The sequence below is a fragment of the Granulicatella sp. WM01 genome, assembly GCF_004570605.1.
In the GTDB taxonomy this organism is placed as follows: domain Bacteria; phylum Bacillota; class Bacilli; order Lactobacillales; family Aerococcaceae; genus WM01.
The window spans coordinates 19,562-34,245 of sequence record NZ_SPPB01000012.1; the positions used below are offsets into that span (position 1 = coordinate 19,562).

The 14,684-nt window shown below is 31.7% G+C and carries 12 protein-coding genes and 1 other annotated feature; of the genes, 1 reads left to right on the forward strand and 11 read right to left on the reverse strand.

Annotated elements, in window-relative coordinates; all coding sequences use genetic code 11:
- Nucleotides 1-150: 150 nt before the first annotated feature.
- The gene (locus tag E4T68_RS03085) at nt 151-756 is read left to right on the forward strand and encodes a Pr6Pr family membrane protein (RefSeq protein ID WP_135124013.1); all 606 of its coding nucleotides are present in this window, start codon (nt 151-153) and stop codon (nt 754-756) included.
- A gap of 431 nt (nt 757-1,187) precedes the next feature.
- Here the strand turns inward: E4T68_RS03085 and lepA are convergent, their stop codons facing one another.
- The 11 genes from lepA to E4T68_RS03135 form a co-directional block, all read right to left on the reverse strand.
- Entirely contained in the window at nt 1,188-3,011 is a 1,824-nt protein-coding gene (gene lepA, locus E4T68_RS03090; protein WP_135124015.1) for a translation elongation factor 4, read from the reverse strand.
- Nucleotides 3,012-3,475: 464 nt separating this feature from the next.
- Nucleotides 3,476-3,628: a hypothetical protein gene (locus E4T68_RS09235; RefSeq protein WP_167753787.1), complete on the reverse strand. Its 153-nt coding sequence runs from the start codon at nt 3,626-3,628 to the stop codon at nt 3,476-3,478.
- 506 nt (nt 3,629-4,134) lie between these two features.
- Entirely contained in the window at nt 4,135-4,896 is a 762-nt protein-coding gene (locus tag E4T68_RS03095) for an exodeoxyribonuclease III (protein WP_135124017.1), read from the reverse strand.
- Nucleotides 4,897-5,275: 379 nt separating this feature from the next.
- Nucleotides 5,276-5,587 (reverse strand): thioredoxin, encoded by a 312-nt coding sequence (gene trxA / locus E4T68_RS03100; RefSeq protein WP_135124019.1) that lies wholly within the window; start codon nt 5,585-5,587, stop codon nt 5,276-5,278.
- 107 nt (nt 5,588-5,694) lie between these two features.
- Nucleotides 5,695-6,123, reverse strand: coding sequence for a hypothetical protein (locus E4T68_RS03105; protein WP_135124020.1), 429 nt, complete (start codon nt 6,121-6,123; stop codon nt 5,695-5,697).
- A gap of 15 nt (nt 6,124-6,138) precedes the next feature.
- A complete protein-coding gene (gene aspS, locus E4T68_RS03110) occupies nt 6,139-7,896 on the reverse strand; it encodes an aspartate--tRNA ligase (RefSeq protein ID WP_135124036.1) in 1,758 nt (585 codons plus the stop codon).
- Between the two features lie 4 nt (nt 7,897-7,900).
- Nucleotides 7,901-9,079: a 23S rRNA (adenine(2503)-C(2))-methyltransferase RlmN gene (gene rlmN, locus E4T68_RS03115; RefSeq protein ID WP_135124022.1), complete on the reverse strand. Its 1,179-nt coding sequence runs from the start codon at nt 9,077-9,079 to the stop codon at nt 7,901-7,903.
- On the reverse strand, nt 9,072-9,605 hold the full coding sequence (locus tag E4T68_RS03120) for a GNAT family N-acetyltransferase (protein WP_135124024.1): 534 nt from the start codon (nt 9,603-9,605) through the stop codon (nt 9,072-9,074). The genes rlmN and E4T68_RS03120 overlap by 8 nt, the downstream gene beginning before the upstream one ends.
- A gap of 38 nt (nt 9,606-9,643) precedes the next feature.
- Nucleotides 9,644-10,966 (reverse strand): histidine--tRNA ligase, encoded by a 1,323-nt coding sequence (hisS, locus tag E4T68_RS03125; protein ID WP_135124026.1) that lies wholly within the window; start codon nt 10,964-10,966, stop codon nt 9,644-9,646.
- A gap of 59 nt (nt 10,967-11,025) precedes the next feature.
- Nucleotides 11,026-11,246, reverse strand: a binding site (T-box leader).
- Nucleotides 11,247-11,527: 281 nt separating this feature from the next.
- Nucleotides 11,528-12,862, reverse strand: a complete 1,335-nt coding sequence (locus tag E4T68_RS03130; RefSeq protein WP_167753788.1) for an ISLre2 family transposase — start codon at nt 12,860-12,862, stop codon at nt 11,528-11,530.
- Nucleotides 12,863-12,985: 123 nt separating this feature from the next.
- Entirely contained in the window at nt 12,986-14,617 is a 1,632-nt protein-coding gene (locus E4T68_RS03135) for a helical hairpin domain-containing protein (RefSeq protein WP_135124030.1), read from the reverse strand.
- Nucleotides 14,618-14,684 lie beyond the last annotated feature (67 nt).

The following is a 14,684-nucleotide window of genomic DNA, read 5'->3' on the forward strand; positions in this document are numbered from 1 at the left end:
TTAACTCCTAACTAAAAAATATCCACACATATTATATCATAAAATGAGCAATTCTGTACGAAGAATATGACTAAATAAAAATTTTGACTTTCAAAGTTTTTTGTTGTAAACTTACGCATGTTATTAAAAGAGATTAAGAAAGAGGTTATTATGCTAAAAAAAGGTATTTTACTATATCGTATTGCCATTATATGTTTTGGATTATGGGGATTATCTTACTTATTGCCTAATGAATTATATAAAATGACATATTATACGAACATTTCCAATTGTTTAGTTGTTGGTTTTTATGTATATGATGTGTTTTCAAGAAGAACAGATTATTCCTTTATCTATTTACGTCTAAAAGCAGGTATGACAATTAGTGTCGTTTTAACATTTCTTGTGTATTGTATTTTGCTTGCACCTATAGCAAAGCCTGAAGAATTTTTTCATATCAAAAATTATACTTTACATTACATTGTTCCGATTATGACTTTTGTAGATTGGTTAATATGTGACAAAAAAGGTGCATATCTCTTTTTAGATCCATTGCGTTGGACGCTTGTACCTCTCCTCTATTGCGTGTATTCTCTCATTAGAGGCTTTGTATTTCATATCCCTATTCCAAATGAAACACACAGCCCATACCCTTACTTCTTTTTAAATATAGATAAATATGGCTGGGATAAATTTTTCATTTATTTTATAAGCATTTTAATTTGCTATATTTCAATAGGTTATATGATGTATGGAATAAAATATACAAAAAAATAAATTAGACAGCATATAAGTAATGTAACAATTACTATTTTCTTCAAATAATGATTTAGTTTATATTGTGCTTATGGTACATCATTTGGCTATTAAGTTATACATTAATTGAATAAAAATATTATTTTGAATATATAAACAAGACTTAACTGCTGTAAAAACAATAGTTGTCTTGTTTTTTCTCTGTATTCAATAGTATTTTCATGAATTTGTGAGTGTACAATATTAGACTAGAATAATGGTATTGATTATAGACACTTTTTCGTATTTGCTTTTAGAAATAATAGAGGTTTGCCACTTGATATTGATAAAAATAAATTTCATTCGCTTATTGATAAAAAACTTAATATGTTATAAAAGGTTCTAAATCAGATTGAAAAATTTTGATTTAGAACCTTTTAAGGCTAATATGTTTTTTTATTATCTTTGAAAAATTATTCCTCACTCAAGTTTAAAACTGCCATAAATGCTTCTTGTGGGACTTCAACACTTCCCACTTGTTTCATACGTTTTTTTCCTTCTTTTTGTTTTTCTAATAGTTTTTTACGACGTGATACATCGCCACCATATAATTTTGCTGTTACGTCTTTTCTTAATGCTTTTATATTTGTTCTTGCTAACACTTTGTTTCCAATAGCAGCTTGGATAGGAACTTCAAATAATTGTCTTGGAATTAACGTTCTTAGTTTTTCAACTAATGCACGTCCTCTTGCTTGAGCAAAGTCTTTATGGACAATAACACTAAATGCATCAATAATATCCCCATTTAGCAAAATATCCATTTTAACAAGTTTACTTGCTCTATACCCTATCATCTCATAATCTAATGAAGCGTACCCTTTAGTACTTGATTTTAAATGATCAAAAAAATCAAAGATAATTTCTGATAAAGGCAACTCGTAAATAACATTGACACGATTTTCATCTAAATAGTCCATTGTCACAAATGTACCACGTTTACGTTGACAAATTTCCATAACCGCTCCAACATAATCATTAGGCACCATAATACTCGCCTTGACGTAAGGTTCTTCAATCGTTTCAATAACGGTTTGATCTGGCATAGCAGATGGATTGTCAACAATAACTTGTGTACCGTCTGTTTTATTGACATGGTAAATAACAGATGGTGCTGTTGTAATTAAGTCTAAATCAAACTCTCGCTCTAAACGTTCTTGAATGACGTCCATGTGTAATAAACCTAAAAATCCAGTTCTATAACCAAAACCTAATGCTTGTGATGTTTCTGCTTCAAATTCTAAAGCGGCATCATTCAATTGCAATTTTTCTAATGCATCACGTAAATCATTGTATTTTGATGAATCTGTTGGATAAAGTCCACAATATACCATTGGATTCATTTTACGATAGCCAGTTAAAGCCTCTTTAGCTGGATTATTTGCTAATGTTACAGTATCCCCAACTCGTGTATCTTGAATTGTTTTGATACTTGCTGTCACATATCCAACATCACCTACCATTAAAAAGTCACGCTTAATGGGTTTAGGAGAAAAAATACCAACTTCAACAACGTCAAATTCTTTGCCGTTACTCATTAAACGAATTCTATCTCCTGGTTTAATTATCCCATTTTCGACACGAACATTTAAGACAACTCCTCGATAACTATCATATGCTGAATCAAATATTAAGGCTTGTAAAGGAGCATCAATATCGCCTTTAGGTGCAGGAACGTATTGGACGATTTGTTCTAAAATTTCAGGAATACCAATACCTACTTTTGCACTAGCCAATACGGCTTGAGATGCATCTATGCCAATCACGTCTTCGATTTCTTGACGAACACGCTCTGGATCAGCAGCAGGTAAATCAATTTTATTAATAACTGGTAAGATTTCCAAGTCATTATCTAAAGCTAAATAGACATTGGCTAGTGTTTGTGCTTCAATTCCTTGTGCAGCATCAACAACTAAAATAGCTCCCTCACAAGCTGCTAAACTACGCGATACTTCATACGTAAAATCAACGTGTCCAGGTGTATCAATTAAATGGAAAATATACTCGACACCGTCTTTTGCAGTATATGTTAACTCGACTGCATTAAGTTTAATTGTAATGCCACGCTCACGTTCTAAGTCCATAGAATCTAATAATTGATCTTGCATTTCACGATCGGCAACCGTTCCAGTGCCTTGCAAAATGCGATCGGCTAAAGTTGATTTCCCATGGTCGATATGGGCAATAATAGAAAAATTCCTAATTTTTTTCTGACGTTCTTTCATTTGTTCTTTATTCATGCTTGTATTTGGCTCTCTTTCATGTGTTAACTGATAAAATGTATAGATTTCTCATGATGTTGTGTTTACATGATACACTCTAATCATTTTTACTAGATAAATGGTACTTAAAAAAGGGTTAATAAATACCATTTCGTTCGTCATATTATAACAAATTTAGTCAATATTGGCAAAAGATACTGGCAAATTCATGAGGAATAATAATTTAAATTTATATTATATTTTAAGCAATAAATAGACATGACTTTAAATCAAAGATACTTATCCATCTTGATTTAAAGTCAATTTAATATAATCTATGTCATAAAATGAATAGTTTTATCTAACTATTCATAAATATATGTGTCAAAAGTACGATAGGTTAATGGAAATAACTCACCTAGTAACATTTGTTTTTCATTAATATCATCAATTTCATACTCTAAATATTTAACACCCTGTTTCTTTAATTGATATAGACAATATTAATAAAATTCTTTTAATGTTTCAACATCAGCATCTCTTCCAACATAAGTTATGAAACACGTTTGTTCATCTATTTTTTCTGAAATAAAATACATTATTTTTCCTTTAGATAGCTTATAAAATAACCAAGGACAATGTCTATCAGAAGTCATTATGTGAAAAAAATTCTTCCGTTGTTATCTCTTTAGTTAAAGGGCTAACAGATTCATGGGTTACTTTATACTCATTAACAATGTATGTTTTTAATGAAAGTGGACAATTTTGATAATCTAAATGAATTAATTTATAATCGTTAATCACATAAAAATTGACACTCTCCATTGCTATACAACTTTCAAAACAACTTCTTTTTTCAAAAATCCTTGTTGTTTTAAAACTTGCACTAAGTCACGTTGCTTGCTAGAATAACAAGAAATTTTTAATTTATCAAATCGGTAACAAAGATAGGCAATAAGTTCATGATAAAATACTTGCTTATTTTGAGTTAATAAACAGGTAATATCTAAAGTTATGTGATAAGGTATTTCATCACATATCCTACTACTTTTTGGTTGTTATCTAGTACAATAATATGTGTACTTTCTGGGATAGGTTGTGCCACATTTAAACAGTGCGGTATTTTATCTTTCGTGATATACGTAAACATAAAGTTTCTTCTTTAATCCAATAACAATTCAACGGGGCAATGATCTGAACCTAAAATATCAGCTCTAATGATAACATCATTAATGCAAGAAATCAGTGACTGACTCATAATAAAATAGTCAATCCGCCAACCAATATTGCGTTCACGTGCTTTATTCATGTAACTCCACCATGTATAAGCACCGATTGTATCAGGAAATTTATAACGAAAGGCATCATAATATCCTGCTTTTAAGATGTTCGTAAATTTTTGACGCTCTTCTTGAGTAAAACCAGCATTCATTGTATTTGTTTTAGGGTTTGCTAAGTCTATTTCAGTATGTGCAACATTTAAATCTCCGCAAAAAATAACGGGCTTTTTCGTATTAAGTGCATTAATAAAAGCCAAGAAATCATCTTCCCACTGTTCACGGTATGCTAAACGACTTAAATCTCGTTTAGCATTTGGTGTATACACATTTACTAGGTAAAATGTGTCAAATTCTAGTGTGATGATGCGGCCCTCTTGATCATGAATGTCTTGATTGATACCATACTGAACGGATAATGGTTCTTTTTTTGTGAAAATGGCTGTACCAGAATAACCTTTTTTTATTGCAGAATTCCAATAGGATTTATATCCCCATGCAGCAAAATTATACTCTACTTGATTAGCCTGTGCTTTTGTTTCTTGTAAACACAATATATCGGGATTATTTTGTTCAATGTATTGTTGTAATGCATTCTTATTTAAAACAGAACGAATGCCATTAACATTCCATGTTGTTATTTTCATAGTATTCTCCAATTTCTTCACTTATTTTATTAAATTTATTTATTAGTATATCATATATACACTAAAACAGTTTATTTAGTGTATCAAAATATAGAATATATTCAATTTATAATACCCTATTTCTATTTTAATATAAAACTAATAAATATAGTATAGTATTTTTTAATTGGTTAATAGGATGAATAAATGGTCTTTTCATCACCACTATTAAAGTGTAACCTAGTCACACATAAAGGCGTTATTAGCACTAGAAAAAAGGAGAAAAAATTTGTAAATAACAAAAATTGCGGGAAATCATTGTTTATAAATGATGATTTCTCGCAATTTTAAACATATCACTTTAGATAATGCTTAGTTTTTCCTAGTCTATTTTTTAGAATTAAATATATTTATTTAAAACGTCAATTAATTTTGTTTTGTTATGCAATCCAATTAAAGTATCTACAATTTGACCATCTTTTTTAATTAATAGCATTGGAATACTCATAATGCGAAATTCTTCTGACAATTTTTCATTATCATCAATATTTACTTTAGCAAAAGTAACTTTATCTCCCATTTCTTCATCTAATTCATCAATGATAGGAGATTGCATACGACAAGGACCACACCATGGTGCCCAAAAGTCAACTAGAACAACACCTTTACTTGTTTCTTGTTCAAAATTTTCATTGTTTAATGTTTTTACCATATTAAACACCCTCTCAAAAGTTTTATTTCTTGCATTATATCAATAATTAAACGGCATGACTATTAATTTGTTTCATGTAATAAGTTGTCTGCCTTTTTTAATCATGTTTATTCAGAATGAGATGTTTTACCATTTTCTTTAAAGGTGTAAAAAGCTGCAATTAAGATAAAAACACTACCAATGGTTGGATAGATTAAAAATTCAGTTAATTGATTGGCTTCAGCTAATTCCTGTATGAAGTTATGAGCATTAGATAAGACAAAATCTAGTGGTGAATCTAATTCTTTGGCTATGTGTAATGACATATCAATGATTTCTCCGATAAATAATGCTACACAGTTGCAAATAAAGGCTGAAATAATCGCTAAACATTTAGCAGTTTTACCTGAAAAACATGTGTATAAAAAGAGTGATGCACCAAAACCTAAAACACCAGCCCATGCTGAAAATAGATTAAATTGTCCAACTAATACATAAAGTGTTACACTAATTACTGTACCGAGTATAATTCCTAAGAAACCTAAATGTTTTTTCATTAATAATTGACTCCTTTATAAAATTGATAAATGTAATTCTGATAATTGTGTCTCTGATACAGGGCTTGGTGCTTGTGTCATTGGATCAAAAGCACGACTATTTTTAGGAAAAGCAATGACTTCACGGATATTATTTTCTTGAGCTAAAAGCATGACTAATCTATCTAAACCTAGTGCCAATCCTCCGTGTGGTGGGAATCCAGCATCTAAAGCGTCCATTAAAAATCCAAATTGTTCTTGTGCGTCCTCTTTAGAGAAGCCTAAAACATTAAACATATCTTCTTGCATTGAACGTGTTGAAATTCTTAATGATCCTCCACCAATTTCATATCCGTTTAAGACAATATCGTAAGCCTCTGCTCGTACTTCAGCAGGATGACTTATTAATTTGTCCATATCTTCCTCTTTTGGTTTAGTGAATGGATGATGCATAGCAACGTAACGATTATGTTCATTATCGTATTCTAATAATGGCCAGTCTACAATCCATAAGAAATTTAGTTGATTTTCGTCAATTAGTTGATGCTTTTTACCTAATTTTAAGCGTAATTCGCTTAATGATTGTGCAACAACGCTTGGCTTGTCGGCACAGAAAAATAGAATATCCCCTACTTCGCCTTGTACACTTTCTAATAATGGGATTGTAACAGCATCTAAAAATTTAGCAATTCCCCCACTAAACCCTTCTGGTGTTATTTTAGTCCAAGCTAATCCTTTTGCTCCGAATTTTGCCACAAATTCGCCAAGTTTATCGACATCTTTACGAGAATATGCCTCTGCTTGTTGTTTTAAATTGATAGCTTTTACTTGTCCACCATTTTCTATAGCTTGTTTAAATACACCAAAATCTAATGATGACACAATATCCGACACATCAATTAGCTCTAAGCCAAATCGTGTATCTGGTTTATCATTACCATAACGATTCATAGCCTCATCATAAGACATTCTTGGAAATGGAACAGGAATATCTTGATTTAAAGCGTCTTTTACAACTTTTTTCAACATATTTTCAACAATTTCTTGAATATTTTCTGCTGATAAAAAGCTCGTTTCTAAGTCAACTTGTGTAAATTCTGGCTGGCGATCTCCACGTAAATCTTCATCACGGAAACAGCGTACAATTTGATAATAACGATCTAAACCTGCTCCCATAAGTAATTGTTTAAAAATTTGTGGGGATTGAGGTAAAGCATAAAAACTGCCTTCATTCAAACGAGAAGGAACTAAATAATCTCTTGCTCCTTCGGGTGTAGATTTTGTTAAATATGGTGTTTCAACATCAATAAATCCTAAAGTATCTAATGATTCACGAATAGATTTTGTTACAGTATGACGCAAACGTAAATTTGCTAACATTTTTGGACGACGTAAATCCAAATAACGATAAGTCATTCTTAAATCATCAGATGTTTGTTGCCCATCTTCAACTGAAATTTCAGGTGTTTTAGCTGTAGCTAAAATAATTAATTTTTCAGCATGTACTTCTATTTTTCCAGTTTTCATGCTGTCGTTTTCTTGTCCTTGCTCTCTATAAGCTACTGTTCCCTCAATATCAACAACATACTCATGACGTAAACTTTCAGCTATTTTAAATAGTTCTAGATTTTGCTGTGAATTAAATACAACTTGCACAATTCCTTCACGGTCACGTAAACTAATAAAAATAAGTCCACCCAAATCACGACGGCGTGCTACCCAACCTTTAAGTTGAACTTTTTGTCCAACGTATGTTTCATTGATGAAACCACAATAATTTGTTCTCATAGTTATCTCCTTAATGTATACTGGATTGTTCAAAAATAGTTACAGACACTTGATCACGTGGCTGACTTGTCTGAATAATCGCATCTCTTTTTCTTTTTTCCTTAGCCAATTGACTTGAGCGTAATTGCCCACATGCCGCTTGAATATCATGCCCGAATTCTTTTCGTACATTCGCATTAATTCTATTTTTCTTCAACACATCATAAAAAGCAACAACACGCTCTTTGGTACTACGCTCATATTGATGATGTTCTTGCACCTTATTATACGGAATAAGATTGACATAGGCTAAATGTTTTTTATTTTCTAATAATTTAACAAGTTGTTGAGCTTGCTCAACTGAATCATTCACTTCATTTAACATGATATATTCAAATGTTACTCGACGATTCGTTTTTTTAATGTATGTATCAATAGCTTCCATGACTACTTCAATAGGAAAACGTCGATTAATTTTCATAATCTTAGAACGTGTGTCATTATCTGGAGCATGTAAAGATAACGCCAAGTTAACTTGTAAGCCATTATCAGCAAATTCAATAATTTTAGGGGCAAGTCCACTTGTTGAAACGGTAATATGTCTTGCTCCAATGGCTAACCCTTTATCAGAATTAATGATAGATAAAAATTTTATTAAATTATCATAATTATCAAATGGCTCACCAATTCCCATAACAACAACGTGACTAACACGTTCTTGATTTCCTAGATGATCTAATGTTTTTTGAACATGCATGATTTGTGCAACAATTTCTCCGGCTGTTAGATCACGTTGTTTAGCAATAATACCACTCGCACAAAATGTACACCCAATATTGCAGCCTACTTGTGTCGTTACACAAATAGATAGTCCATAATCTTGAGGCATTAATACTGTTTCAATGAGTAATCCGTCACTTAATTCAAATAAAAATTTTCGTGTGCCGTCAACAGACTGTTGTTTAACTTTTTCATTTAAAATTGGAAAATCAAAAGTTGTCTCTAATTTTTCAATCAACGATTTTGAGAGATTACTCATATCAGAAAATTGATTAACTCTTTTACGATAAAGCCAATCCCATAATTGTTGTGCACGAAATTTTTTCTCGTCATTGGCAATAAACCATTCTTCTAATTCTTCAAAAGGTAACCCATAAATAATAGGTTTACCTTCATATTCATATTTTTTTGTTGTGATTTTTCTAACCATAATTATCCTCTATTTTTTCCCATTCTTCACGTAAAATCCCATATTTAACAGAATCGTAATAAACTCCATTCCAATATCTGACTTTACGAATACACGCTTCTTGCATCATTCCAATTTTTAAGGCACACGCCATCATGCGTTGATTCTTGCTAAATGTTGTTAAACCAATATGTTCTAAATCAGGAAAAGTAACAAAAATATGAGTGATTAATAGGCTTAGTGCTTTGGAACCAATGGATTGATTCCAATAATTTTCATCGTAAATCACACCACCTATTTCTAACCATTTGGTTTCCTTGTTTTCCCAGTAATAAGATACCGATCCAACTAAATGTTGATTGGCGTATACACCATAAAAGCTTTCGCTGTGATAAAAACTCAGTTGCAAAAATTCCTCATAAGTGTAGATGTTTTTCTCTTTAAAATAAGGTGCATTCCATGTCATCCATTCCTTTGGTTTGCTAAATCCTATTTCCCATAAACGGTAAATATCTTCTTGTCTAATAGGTTGTATTGCAATCTCCATTTTCTAGTGCCTCCTTATTTAATAGGCTGTTATCTTGATTAGTGTGTACTAAAATATTCGTCTAATACGCTAGTATCCATTGTATTTGTACGGAACACTTGTTCAAAATTTTCGTAAATGTCGCTTAAAGGAACTGACACTTCTTTACCTGTTTTTAGTACTTTTAAGGTTACTATGCCATTAGACAATTCATCTTCACCGATAATGAGAACAACTTTTGCTCCTAGTTTATCTGCCGTTTTGAATTGAGCTTTTAGTTTACGGTTTAAATAATCTCTATCAGCTGAATAACCAGCTTGACGGACAGCTTGCAATACTTTTAATGTTTCTACATTGGTTTGTTCATCAATCCCAATGACATAAACGTCTAATTCTCTTAATTGAGGAATATCAACACCTTGAGCTTCCATTAATAAAGCTAAACGTTCTATCCCAATTCCAAAGCCAAAACTTGGTGTTTCTGGTCCGTTTAATAATTGGACTAATCCGTCGTAACGTCCACCGCCACATATTGTTGTTTGAGCACCAAAAACAGCATTACTTGTCATCATTTCAAAAATAGTATCTTCATAATAATCCAATCCTCTGACCATATTACTGTCAATAGTATATGGAATGTTTAAGGCTTCAAGCATTGATTTAACTTGATTAAAATGCTCTTTTGATTCTTCTGATAAATATTCTAGAATACTTGGCGCATTTTCAACGATTTTTTTATCGTTTTCATCTTTACTATCTAAAATTCTTAATGGATTTTTATCTAGGCGAGCTTTTGAGTCAGGACTTAATTGTTCTCTAAAAGGTGTTAAATAGTCAATTAAGGCTTGACGATATGCTTTTCTATCGTCAGTTTTTCCTAATGAATTAATAACTAATTTAATATCTTTTAGCCCTAATTCTTTAAATAAATCCCAAGCTAAAGCTATAACTTCTACGTCAATAGCAGGATTTAAACTACCGAATACTTCTGTACCAATTTGATGAAATTGTCGCAGTCTTCCGCCTTGTGGACGTTCATATCTAAACATTGGTGCCATATAAAATACTTTTAACGGCTTAGCATGTTCATTGCCGTATAATTTATTTTCAACATAAGCTCTTACAACACCTGCTGTCCCCTCTGGGCGTAGTGCTATATGTCGATTTCCTTTATCATAAAAATCATACATCTCTTTTGACACAATATCACTGGTTTCTCCAGTACTTCGTGAAAATAATTCGTAATTTTCAAATATAGGTGTACGAATTTCAGAAAATTGGTAATCTGCCATTAAAATACGTACAGTTTCTTCAATATAGTGCCAAATTGAATTATCTTTTGGCAATAAATCAGCTGTTCCTTTTGGTTTTTGAATAGTCATATTAATCACTCCTTTAATGTTTTAATTATAAAAAAGTCCTTATTTACCTAAAAAAGATAAATAAGGACGTGTCATAAACGTGGTGCCACCTTAATTTAAGAGCCGTAACGATTTGATGCATAAATTTTACTGCTCTACTCTTCTGCATAACGTACAGAACCCGTAGTAGATAAATCTACTCATCTCAAGACTGTCTTCATACATTAATCTTAGCTTTTTCCACCACCCAAAGCCTCTCTATAAAAACGCTTGTACTACTCTGTTCTATCAAAGACTATTTACACTGAGTATAACGAGATAAATGTCTTTTGTCAATTAAAAATGATTCAATGTATGTGTCTGAAATTTTGAGGAAGAATAAAAAAAGAAAAAGAGAACAAAATTATCAAATTTTTTCTTTTTTGGCACTTGATTTTTTTGGTCCTCTGGTATATTATGTATATACTAGGTAAAACAAGTGCCAGTTGTTTTACTTTGTTGACACAATCTACAGAATTGTGTCTTTTTTATTTGCTTCATATGTATATACATTGTACACGAAAAACAACAAAAAATCAACTGTTATTCTCTATTTATCCCTTTTCTAATATTATCATTTCTTATTTTTCCCCGGATAATGCTCTCTTTATGATCATGGTACAATTTTTGATGAATCAATTCTGCAGCAGTATCTTCATATTCTGTATATTTTACGTATTCTTGTCTCCATTTCCCAAAAAATAAATCTCTGAGCGTTCCTTCAGATACACTGATAATCATTTTAGCCATTGTATCGGCACCTTTTACACTCCAATACATCCCCCTATTTTTCATACGATAACTGATTTGCCGTTGCTGACTTTCCATAACCCCTATACTCAAATGTTCATCAGTCAACCCTCGACAGTGTGCTGGAATAATATACCGAAATATCTGTTTTAATTTAGTCGCAAATTCTTGAAATACCTTAAGTTCTTCTGCATCTTCAATTAAACTTTCAGTCGTATCTAATGCAGCTACAAATGCCTGTTTGTTAGCTGTATAAATAGACGCCAATAATTTTTTCTTTAGGTCTTGGGGATATGTGGCATACATCATTCTTATTTTTTGATTGATATGATAGGCATCAATAAAATGTTCATGTCGCTTAATACGGCATGCTTTTGCTATATCCTTAAAAAAATTTACTCCATATCCTACTCCATTATCCGCATTAGTAATAAGCATGGTGTCATCAGTAATATGGTAAGTATTATAAATATAATCAACTAACTCTCTCTTTGCTTCTAAATGCTTAGTTGATATGATGTTTTTTTTATGCACGAGGGCCTTACGATTTTGACTAACTGTGTTATTTCCTTCATGTACCACAAAATGTGTCAATGCTGTGTGGTGAGTTTGTTCTGTATGATTAGTCGTATTCACAAACAAACCATCTCCCTCTACATACAACGTATCCGCTTTTATTTTCTCTTTAGGCACATCTGCAGAATGAAATCGATAATCGTCTTTCTCATCACATATTTTTCCAATAGTCTTACACACTTTTAATATTGTATCTTTTGTAATATGTAATCCTAACGTTTCTTTAACGATGTCAACAACTTTTCGATAAGAGGTATAGGTTGATAATTTTCCAACCTTATATAAAAATTCTTGAGAATACCGACTGTATTTATCTAATCCTAAATAGTCATCAACTGGAACATAACAAGTGTTTTGTTTATACCAACGATTTCTATAAAAAGTGACTTCTCCAAATGTAAACATCACTGTACGGCAAACTCTATTCATATAGCGATACCCTTGTGCTATCAATTTGCTAGATATATTACGGTCATATTGTTCAATATGGTTTAAAAATAGTTGTATTTTTTCTTCTCTTAACTCAATAAGCATTTGTTTTTCATCAAACATCCCCATGCATCCCCTAAAAAACATTAATGTAGGTTTATTATAATAAATTATAACTGTTCAATCAACTGTATATACACTATATAAAAAATATTTAATATAACTTTTTTTTATCGTGATTTTCACCTACAATCTTACCTTATATGGACTAATATCATCCCTTTCTTTAACATGTTCATAAATCATTGTTAACTGATCATATTCATCTGCTACTTTGTCAAATGTTTCTCTTAAAATCTCCCGTTCAATGATGACTTCTTGTAATAATTTATGAATATCATGTTTATTTGATGTTCCATAATCCTTTACTGCTTCATCAAGAATACTTTGTTGTATTAATGGATTGTCAGACAATAAGACTGAATAGAGTTTATTCAATTTTGCAATACGTTCATCTAACTTGTCCAGTTCTTTTTTCGTGTCATGAAATTGTTTGTTAAACGAATCTCTTAATTGATTAAAGTGACGACCGTCTGAAACACCTTTGGCAGATAAATAACTAAATTCCTCTATCAATGTGTTTAAGCGATTGACATGATAATTTTTGACAATCACATTTTTACGATTATCTGCAGACAGTTGTCTAGCTAAGGTTATTCCCTTAATCAACCGATTTTTTTCCGCATCTTCTGGATTCACAAAATAAAAAAAATCATTCCGTTTAATAAAAAATTCATAGCTACCGTCTGATAATGCATCGTATTTATAAGGGGATATGACAACTGTTCCTGTATTCTTAATGCCAAAATCAACCTGAAGATATAACCCTTGATCCGTTTCCTTGGCGACTTGCCAATTTTCAACAATGAAACGCATCTCAAATTCTTTTTCTTTTTCGTTTTTATAGTCAATATACGCTTCTAAGATAGTCTCAACGGTCAATTCACTCTCATTATCTTCGATACGTTCCTCTATCCCTTCTTTTTGATACCAATCATGTTTAGATAATGTGCTTGCTCGAATATACTTCACTTGATCGGTATCTTTCAGTCGGTAACTGATGTCATTAGGGGTTACTTTCAATTCTAAAGACAAGGCTTCCGCCTTAGCTTGAAAGTCCTCCCAAGACACAGAATGACGTAATAAAAACGTTAATCGCTCTTTAATCTCATAACGATAAGAACTCTTGCGTTTCACATAGTAGTCTCTTTTTCTCCGTTGTGCTGCTCTGTCAATAATGTATGCACCAAACCAATCCGCATGCTTGTCTGAAATATTTTCTAAACTTTTTTTCGTGCCTTTTGTCCATCTAAATTTGCGTAACGTCACAGAATTAGTTGTATTAAAAATAATATGATTATGCAAATGGTCTTTATCCATGTGTGTCGCAATAACGAATTCATGTTGCCCTCCTGTTAGCTCTAATATAGTTCGTCTTCCAATCTCATGAACTTGCTCAGGGGTAAGATTATCTTCAGGACTAAACGACTGAATAATGTGGTGTGCTAAAACATCCACTTTCCCACTTTGACGTTCTCCTAAAAATTGAATAGCGTGTTTTTTCGTCAACATCATTTCTTCATAAGCATGTTCCACAGACATGACACCATGACAAGATACCAGATGTTTACCGTGACCACTATAGGTAAATAATGAATCATCAAATAAACCCATTGCTGCATTATCTTGTATATCTCCGGTCATATTTTTATGGTCTGTTGAATTGAGGTGTTGTGTTTTCTTTTCATTCTTAATGTAACACAAAGCTGCTTTTAAATTATTCTCTGTTTTGATTTGCAACACTTTAGTCACAGCCATAGTATTCCCCCTAATCAATCACATGTTTAATCATCTCATGAATAGTTTGGTTCAATTGTTTTTGGAG

What these genes read in the sequence shown, in the direction of transcription:
- E4T68_RS03085 (WP_135124013.1), top strand. Translation starts at nt 151, where the DNA reads ATGCTAAAAAAAGGTATTTTACTATATCGTATTGCCATTATATGTTTT.
- lepA (WP_135124015.1), bottom strand. Translation starts at nt 3,011, where the DNA reads ATGAATAAAGAACAAATGAAAGAACGTCAGAAAAAAATTAGGAATTTT.
- E4T68_RS09235 (WP_167753787.1), bottom strand. Translation starts at nt 3,628, where the DNA reads ATGACTTCTGATAGACATTGTCCTTGGTTATTTTATAAGCTATCTAAA.
- E4T68_RS03095 (WP_135124017.1), bottom strand. Translation starts at nt 4,896, where the DNA reads ATGAAAATAACAACATGGAATGTTAATGGCATTCGTTCTGTTTTAAAT.
- trxA (WP_135124019.1), bottom strand. Translation starts at nt 5,587, where the DNA reads ATGGTAAAAACATTAAACAATGAAAATTTTGAACAAGAAACAAGTAAA.
- E4T68_RS03105 (WP_135124020.1), bottom strand. Translation starts at nt 6,123, where the DNA reads ATGAAAAAACATTTAGGTTTCTTAGGAATTATACTCGGTACAGTAATT.
- rlmN (WP_135124022.1), bottom strand. Translation starts at nt 9,079, where the DNA reads ATGGTTAGAAAAATCACAACAAAAAAATATGAATATGAAGGTAAACCT.
- E4T68_RS03120 (WP_135124024.1), bottom strand. Translation starts at nt 9,605, where the DNA reads ATGGAGATTGCAATACAACCTATTAGACAAGAAGATATTTACCGTTTA.
- hisS (WP_135124026.1), bottom strand. Translation starts at nt 10,966, where the DNA reads ATGACTATTCAAAAACCAAAAGGAACAGCTGATTTATTGCCAAAAGAT.
- E4T68_RS03130 (WP_167753788.1), bottom strand. Translation starts at nt 12,862, where the DNA reads ATGTTTGATGAAAAACAAATGCTTATTGAGTTAAGAGAAGAAAAAATA.
- E4T68_RS03135 (WP_135124030.1), bottom strand. Translation starts at nt 14,617, where the DNA reads ATGGCTGTGACTAAAGTGTTGCAAATCAAAACAGAGAATAATTTAAAA.